Below are 6,566 nucleotides of genomic sequence, written 5' to 3'. Positions count from 1 at the left end.
GAGCACGCCTTCTACCTCGACTACCTCAACGTCAAGGCCGACTACGTCAAGGCCGCATGGAACATCGCCAACTGGGAGAACGTCGCCCAGCGCTTCGAGGCAGCCCGCGAGAAGACGAACGGCCTGCTGGTACTGTCGTAATCGGGTCGCGTCCCGACGGGCCCAGTCTCGTCGGGACGCCATCTCAGCCAAATACCCCCGGTCATGTCGTCTGCACTTTTGCTGCGCCCCGCGCACGAGAAACAGGGAGACCTGAGTGTCTGTCAAGATCGGTATCAACGGCTTCGGCCGTATCGGACGCAACTACTTCCGCGCGGCTCTCGCGCAGGGAGCGGACATCGAGATCGTCGCGGTCAACGACCTCACCGACAACAAGACCCTTGCCCACCTTCTGAAGTACGACTCCGTGGGTGGCGTCCTCGATGCTGACATCAGCTACGACGACGAGAGCATCACGGTCAACGGCAAGACGATCAAGGCGTTCGCCGAGCGCGACCCCGCTGGCCTCCCGTGGGGCGAGCTGGGTGTCGACATCGTCATCGAGTCGACCGGCTTCTTCACCAAGGCCGAGCTCGCCAAGAAGCACATCGAGGCCGGCGCCAAGAAGGTGCTCATCTCGGCTCCCGGTACGGGTGTCGACGGCACGTTCGTCATGGGCGTGAATGAGGACACGTACAACCCGGAGACCGACCACATCATCTCCAACGCTTCCTGCACGACCAACTGCCTCGCGCCGCTGGCTCAGGTCTTCAACGACGCGTTCGGCATCGACCGTGGCTTCATGATGACCGCTCACGCCTACACCGCAGACCAGAACCTGCAGGACGGCCCGCACAGCGACCTGCGTCGCGCCCGCGCCGCCGCCATCAACATCACCCCGGCCTCGACCGGTGCAGCGAAGGCGATCGGCGAGGTTCTGCCGGAGCTCCAGGGCAAGCTCAGCGGCTCGTCGTACCGCGTTCCGGTCCCCACCGGCTCGATCGTCGACCTGACGCTGATCACCGACCGCGAGAACCTCACGGTCGAAGAGGTCAACGAGGCCTACAAGAAGGCCGCTGCCGACGGACGCCTCGCCGGCTTCCTGCAGTACAACGAAGACCAGATCGTCTCGAGCGACATCGTGCACAACCCGCACTCGTCGATCTTCGACTCGACGCTGACCAACGTCAGCGGCAACCTGGTCAAGGTGTCCAGCTGGTACGACAACGAGTGGGGCTACTCCAACCGTCTCGTCGACCTGACCGAGTACGTGGCAGAGCGTCTCTGAGACACCTCCCATGACTCTGCGCACCCTGGATTCACTGGGTTCGCTCGAGGGCAAGCGCGTCATCGTCCGTTGTGATCTCAACGTCCCCCTGCGGGATGGGATCATCACGGACGATGGCCGTGTCCGCGCCTCGTTGCCTACCCCCAACGCACTGATCAACGCGGGCGCCCGCGTCGTCGTGTGCTCGCACCTCGGACGCCCCGACGGTGCGCCCGACCCGCAGTACAGCCTCGCCCCGGTCGCCCAGCGGCTCTCGGAACTTCTCGGCAAGCCGGTCGCGTTCGCGCGCGACACCGTCGGCGAGTCGGCGCACGAGGCCGTGGACTCGCTCGAGGACGGCGGCATCGTCGTCATCGAGAACCTGCGGTTCAACCCGGGGGAGACCTCGAAGGACGACGCGGAACGCGGCGCCTTCGCAGCTCAGCTCGCAGAGCTCGGAGACGTCCTCGTCTCGGACGGATTCGGTGTCGTGCACCGCAAGCAGGCGAGTGTCTACGACCTCGCCGAGCTGCTGCCGTCTGCTGCCGGACTGCTCATCGCTGCAGAACTCGACGTGCTCGACCGCCTCACCGAGAACCCCGAGCGTCCGTACGCGGTCGTGCTCGGCGGGTCGAAGGTGAGCGACAAGCTCGGCGTCATCTCGCACCTGCTTCCGCGCGTGGATCGCATCCTCGTCGGCGGCGGTATGCTGTTCACCTTCCTGAAGGCGCAGGGCCACGCCGTGGCATCCAGCCTTCTCGAAGAGGACCAGCTCGAGACGGTCCGCGGCTACATCGCGGAGGCTGAGAAGCGCGGCGTGGAGCTCGTGCTTCCGACCGACGTCGTGGTCGCGTCCTCGTTCTCGGCCGATGCCGAGCACGAAGTGACCGCTGCGGACGCGATCGAGGACACGGCGTTCGGCTCGGCCGGCATCGGCCTCGACATCGGTCCGGAGACCGCCGCACGATTCGCGGAGGTCATCCGCGAATCGAAGACGGTGTTCTGGAACGGCCCGATGGGCGTGTTCGAGTTCCCCGCGTTCGCGGGTGGCACGAAGACGGTCGCGCAGGCGCTCACCGAGGTCGACGGCCTCAGCGTCGTCGGCGGCGGAGACTCTGCTGCGGCCGTACGTCAGCTCGGCTTCACCGACGACCAGTTCGGTCATATCTCGACCGGCGGCGGCGCCAGCCTCGAGTTCCTCGAGGGCAAGAAACTACCCGGCCTGGAGGTGCTCGGATGGGCCTGAACAACGCCCGTACCCCGCTGATCGCGGGAAACTGGAAGATGAATCTCGACCACCTGCAGGCGGTCGCGTTCGTGCAGAAGCTGCACTGGACGCTCAAGGATGCGAAGCACGAGGACGGCTCGGTCGAGGTCGCGGTGTTCCCGCCCTTCACCGACATCCGCAGCGTGCAGACGCTGATCGACGCCGACAAGATCCCCTTCGCGCTCGGCGCGCAGGACCTGTCGTCTCACGACTCCGGTGCGTACACCGGAGAGGTGTCGGGCGCATTCCTCGCCAAGCTCGACGCGAAGTACGTCATCATCGGCCACTCCGAGCGGCGCGAGTACCACTCCGAGTCGGACGAGGTCGTGTCGGCCAAGACGAAGGCCGCGCTGAAGCACGGTCTGACGCCGGTCATCTGCGTCGGTGAGACTGCAGAGGATCTCGAGAAGTTCGGGGCGAGTGCGGTTCCTGTCGGTCAGCTCGAAGCCGCCCTGCAGGGACTCTCGAAGGATGCCGACATCGTCGTGGCGTACGAGCCGGTCTGGGCCATCGGCTCGGGACAGGCGGCGACGCCTCAGCAGGCGCAGGATGTCTGCGCTGTGCTGCGTACGGTGATCGCCAAGGTGCTCGGTGACGACGCTGCGGCGCGCACCCGGATCCTCTACGGCGGATCGGTCAAGGCGGCGAACATCGCCAGCTTCATGCGAGAGCCCGATGTCGATGGCGCACTCGTCGGAGGCGCGAGCCTCGTGGTCGACGAGTTCGCCGCGATCATCCGCTTCGAGAAGCACGTCGGCGTGTGAGTGTGGCGGGGCTCCGGCCCCGCCGCACCGTATACTTGACCGTTACCGGGGCAATCCTGCCCCAGCGAAAGGCTCTTCCTCGTGGAAATTCTCGAGTTCGTCCTGCAGGTGGTGCTGGGCATAACCAGCGTCCTGCTGACTCTCCTCATCCTCCTCCACAAGGGTCGCGGTGGCGGCCTGTCCGACATGTTCGGTGGAGGAATGACGTCGGCTGTGGGCTCGTCGGGTCTCGCTGAGCGCAACCTCAATCGCTTCACGGTGATCCTCGCTCTCGCGTGGTTCGTGTCGATCGTTGCGCTCGGTCTCATCACGAAGTTCGAGGTGATCTGATGGCTACCGGCGGCAATGCGATCCGAGGAACCCGTGTCGGTTCCGGCCCCATGGGCGAGCAGGACCACGGCTACCACGCCGACCGCATCGCGGTGTCCTACTGGGATGGACTCGGCAACGAGACCGTCCGTTATTTCGCCGCAGGGCTCCCGGAAGAGGAGATCCCCGAGACGATCGACCACCCGCAGTCGGGACTCCCGGCCGGTCGTGACAAGGCGAACCCTCCCGCCCTCGCGAAGCCCGAGCCGTACAAGACGCACCTCGCCTACGTGAAGGAGCGGCGTACCGATGAGGAGGCCGTCCAGCTCCTCGAAGATGCGCTCACTCAGCTGCGTGAGCGTCGGGGGCAGTGACCTCGGTCTGATTTCACGAAGAAGCCGTCGCGATTCGATCGCGGCGGCTTCTTCTGTGTGGGCGACCCGCGTTCAGCGGCACCCGGCCGCGGCGTCGATGTACGACTGCGGTGGGTAGCCGTAGGCCCAGACGCCGTTCGCGTCGTCGGTGAAGCCCATGCTGATCGCCCAGGCCGTTGCCCACTTCTCGATGCTGTCTGCCGTCGACGAGTCGTAGGAGTCCTCGCATTTCACGCTGATGGCGTGCCCCACCTCGTGCGCGACGAGCGCTCGGCTGCGGTCGCCCGGCCACTGCTCCGCGACCGAGTTCGACAGTTCGATGATCGCGCGATCGGGTTCATCCCACCACCAGGTGGTGAGTCCGCCCATGCTGCCGTTGTCGCCTGCACCGTTGACGATCGGATTCCAGTCGAACTCCAACAGCACGCCGGGGGCGAGCGACCGGGCGAAAGCCTCGATGTCGAGTCGCGTGCTCTGCAGGGGCCCCGCCTTCTCAGCGAGTTCCGACTTCTCGCCCGAGATGACCTGCGAGGCAGCATCCTGCAGAGCCACGAAGCTGCTCACCGCGCTGTCGTCGAGTGACATCGCACCGGAGGCCGTCGCAGCCGAATCACGCAGAGCGATCACATCGTCGTTGCGTGCGGAGATGTGCGCGGCTTCGAACGCGGGAGCCGAGGCTGCGGCAGAGGCGACGAACGCGACGCCCGCCTCGGTCAGCTCCTCCGTCACCGCGGTGATCCGGGGCGCCTGGGTCGCCAACGCGGAGTCGAGGTCGTCGAGTTCGTCGAGGTCTTTCTGCAACTGCTCCGTCGCACCGTACAGCTCCCAGAAGAAGCTCGGCTTCTTCTCCGCGGAGGGGAGAGGGCGATCGAGGTCTTCTTCTGCGGAAGCGGTGGCGTCCTCTGCGCGTGCGATCGATGACGTCAGTGCCTCTTTCGCCCCGGCATCGGAGAGAACGCCCGAATCGCTCTCGATCAGAAGCGAACCCGTGTCGGCGGCGGCGCTCAGCTCGTCGGTCGACAGCCCCACCTCGGCTGTCGTGTTCTCGGTGCTCGCGAGCGCGGCGTCGAACTGCGCGCGCGCATCGTCGTACCCGAGGTGCGACGCCGTCTGCAGCCCGCCGAGGACTCCCGCGATGACGAGGGCGCCGATGACCCCGATCACGACGCCGCGCCGTGGTGCACGACGGCGCGGAGCTGATACCGGTCTCGGTGTCGGGGAAGAACCCGCGAGATGCGCCGGCAGGGCATGCCCGCCCGTCGAGGGGTGAGCACGATCGGCGATGGCGGGCATGCGGTGGAGGACCTCCGGTCGGAACCTGGACACCTCGACTCTGCCAGATGATCGCCGGGATACGACAGAAAAGAGAAGGCCCCCGCATCTCTGCGGGGGCCTTCGGAGTGAGGGGCTGACGAGAATCGAACTCGCATCATCTGTTTGGAAGACAGAGGCTTTACCACTAAGCTACAGCCCCGATGTCGGCGGTTGACCCTGCGGTCTGTGCCGACTCATCGATCATAGCGGACTGACGGAGGTGCTCATGTCCGTTAGACTCGATGGGGCTGAATCTGCATGCGGATTCCCCGGGGCGTAGCTCAGTTTGGTAGAGCGCCCGCTTTGGGAGCGGGAGGTCGCAGGTTCAACTCCTGTCGCCCCGACATGGCTTCAACGGCCTGACAGCCGCGATTCAGCGCGGAAATCACAAGGAGAGCACACCAGAATGGCGAACAGCACCGTCGAGAAGCTGACCCCGACCCGGGTCAAGCTCAGCATCACGGTCACCCCCGACGACCTCAAGCCCAGCATCGCGCACGCCTATGAGCACATCGCTCAGGACGTCCAGATCCCCGGCTTCCGCAAGGGCAAGGTCCCGGCTCCGATCATCGACCAGCGCATCGGTCGTGGCGCGGTCATCGAGCACGCGGTCAACGAGGGCCTCGACAAGTTCTTCCGCGATGCGACCGTCGAGCACAAGCTCCGCGTCGTGGGCCGCCCGGCCGCCGACATCACGCAGTGGCCGAACGAGAAGGACTTCTCGGGCGACCTGCTCGTCGACATCGAGGTGGACGTCCGTCCCGAGATCGAGATCCCGGCGTACGACGGCATCACCCTGACGGTCGACGCCGTCGAGGCGGACGAGGCGGCGCTCGACGCCGAACTCGAGAACCTGCGCGCGCGCTTCGGCACGCTCGTCCCCGTCGACCGCCCGGCAGCGAAGGGTGACTTCGTCGAGCTCGACCTCGTCGCCACGATCGACGGCGCCGAGATCGACCGCGCCGAGGGCGTCTCGTTCGAGGTCGGATCGGGCGAACTGCTCGAGGGCATCGACGACGCGATCGAGTCCCTGACCGCAGGCGAGGACACCACGTTCCGTTCCGCTCTCGTGGGCGGCGACCACGCCGGCTCCGAGGCCGAGGTCTCGGTGGTCGTCAAGGCCGTCAAGGAGCGCGAGCTTCCTGAGGCGGACGACGACTTCGCTCAGATCGCCAGCGAGTTCGACACGATCGCCGAGCTCCGCGCGAGCCTCGCCGAGCGCGTCTCCCAGCAGGGCGTCTTCACGCAGGGTTCCGCAGCGCGCGACAAGCTCGTCGAGACCCTTCTCGAGC

At 66.2% G+C, this 6,566-nt stretch carries 8 protein-coding genes and 2 tRNA genes; 8 read left to right on the top strand and 2 right to left on the bottom strand.

Going from position 1 to position 6,566, the window contains the following annotated elements:
• From J7E68_RS11050 to J7E68_RS11025, 6 genes are all read left to right on the top strand, one after another.
• The coding region (locus J7E68_RS11050; RefSeq protein ID WP_215172560.1) for a Fe-Mn family superoxide dismutase at positions 1-141 on the top strand (141 nt) is incomplete at its 5' end.
• A 115-nt stretch (positions 142-256) separates the two neighbouring features.
• Positions 257-1,267 carry a type I glyceraldehyde-3-phosphate dehydrogenase gene (gene gap, locus J7E68_RS11045; RefSeq protein ID WP_215172558.1) on the top strand — a complete coding sequence of 337 codons (1,011 nt, stop codon included), beginning with the start codon at positions 257-259 and terminating at the stop codon, positions 1,265-1,267.
• Between the two features lie 10 nt (positions 1,268-1,277).
• Positions 1,278-2,492 carry a phosphoglycerate kinase gene (locus tag J7E68_RS11040; RefSeq protein WP_215172556.1) on the top strand — a complete coding sequence of 405 codons (1,215 nt, stop codon included), beginning with the start codon at positions 1,278-1,280 and terminating at the stop codon, positions 2,490-2,492.
• Positions 2,483-3,277, top strand: a complete 795-nt coding sequence (gene tpiA / locus J7E68_RS11035; protein ID WP_215172554.1) for a triose-phosphate isomerase — start codon at positions 2,483-2,485, stop codon at positions 3,275-3,277. Before J7E68_RS11040 ends, tpiA begins: the two co-directional genes overlap by 10 nt.
• A gap of 81 nt (positions 3,278-3,358) precedes the next feature.
• The gene (gene secG, locus J7E68_RS11030; protein WP_053096652.1) at positions 3,359-3,607 is read left to right on the top strand and encodes a preprotein translocase subunit SecG; all 249 of its coding nucleotides are present in this window, start codon (positions 3,359-3,361) and stop codon (positions 3,605-3,607) included.
• Entirely contained in the window at positions 3,607-3,960 is a 354-nt protein-coding gene (locus tag J7E68_RS11025) for an RNA polymerase-binding protein RbpA (RefSeq protein WP_167942658.1), read from the top strand. The genes secG and J7E68_RS11025 overlap by 1 nt, the downstream gene beginning before the upstream one ends.
• A 72-nt stretch (positions 3,961-4,032) precedes the next feature.
• Here J7E68_RS11025 and J7E68_RS11020 read toward each other — a convergent pair whose 3' ends face one another.
• Positions 4,033-5,124, bottom strand: a complete 1,092-nt coding sequence (locus J7E68_RS11020; RefSeq protein WP_215172552.1) for a hypothetical protein — start codon at positions 5,122-5,124, stop codon at positions 4,033-4,035.
• 239 nt (positions 5,125-5,363) lie between these two features.
• Positions 5,364-5,434 (bottom strand) — tRNA-Gly (locus J7E68_RS11015).
• Between the two features lie 110 nt (positions 5,435-5,544).
• Here J7E68_RS11015 and J7E68_RS11010 point away from each other — a divergent pair.
• A tRNA-Pro gene (locus J7E68_RS11010) sits at positions 5,545-5,618 on the top strand.
• 62 nt (positions 5,619-5,680) lie between these two features.
• Positions 5,681-6,566: trigger factor (gene tig / locus J7E68_RS11005; RefSeq protein ID WP_215172550.1), on the top strand; the 886-nt coding region annotated here is incomplete at its 3' end.

The sequence above is a fragment of the Microbacterium sp. ISL-103 genome, assembly GCF_018613995.1.
Taxonomy (GTDB): Bacteria; Actinomycetota; Actinomycetes; order Actinomycetales; family Microbacteriaceae; genus Microbacterium.
Note: the sequence above shows the minus strand (reverse complement) of the source record. Positions and strands in the feature narration are given on the sequence as shown.

Coding starts and splice junctions, on each gene's coding strand:
- J7E68_RS11040 (WP_215172556.1), top strand. CDS start 1,278: ATGACTCTGCGCACCCTGGATTCACTGGGTTCGCTCGAGGGCAAGCGC.
- tpiA (WP_215172554.1), top strand. CDS start 2,483: ATGGGCCTGAACAACGCCCGTACCCCGCTGATCGCGGGAAACTGGAAG.
- J7E68_RS11025 (WP_167942658.1), top strand. CDS start 3,607: ATGGCTACCGGCGGCAATGCGATCCGAGGAACCCGTGTCGGTTCCGGC.